The sequence below is a fragment of the Bradyrhizobium sp. BRP19 genome (assembly GCF_020194195.1).
Classification (GTDB): domain Bacteria; phylum Pseudomonadota; class Alphaproteobacteria; order Rhizobiales; family Xanthobacteraceae; genus Bradyrhizobium; species Bradyrhizobium yuanmingense.
The window spans coordinates 1-430 of record NZ_JADYVZ010000152.1; the positions used below are offsets into that span (position 1 = coordinate 1).

Below are 430 nucleotides of genomic sequence, written 5' to 3' on the forward strand. Positions count from 1 at the left end.
AGGTAGAGCAGGGCGACCAGCCACCCTGCCTTGGCCCGTTGCGGTCTCGTCAAGCGTACGAACATCGTCACCAAAGTACCGCCAATCGCGGGCCCCGCCAAGGTGCCGGCAATGTCATTGCGCAACGATTGACAGTTTGTTGGGTGGTCGGGGCCTTTCGCATGCCTAATATTTCGCCAAAACGCTTGACTGAGAGGCGATTGGTGACGAAGTTTGGCCTCGTTGTGGAAATTCCTTCTCAGTTTAGCCCCAAGTCCGACCTGTTCATTCCCGATTCGCGCCGAGCATGGCTGCGGCTCGCCGTCGCCGTGGTGATCGGCTCGCTCGGTAGCGTCGGCATGTGGTCGGTAGTGGTGGCGCTGCCGCTGGTGCAGGGGGATTTCGGCGCCACGCGCGGGACGGCGTCGCTCGCCTTTACCCTGGTCATGAT

1 pseudogene is annotated in these 430 nt (G+C 61.4%); it reads left to right on the forward strand.

Annotated elements, in window-relative coordinates:
* Nucleotides 1-224 precede the first annotated feature (224 nt).
* Nucleotides 225-430: pseudogene (locus I6F36_RS38950) on the forward strand (MFS transporter); the annotation flags it as partial.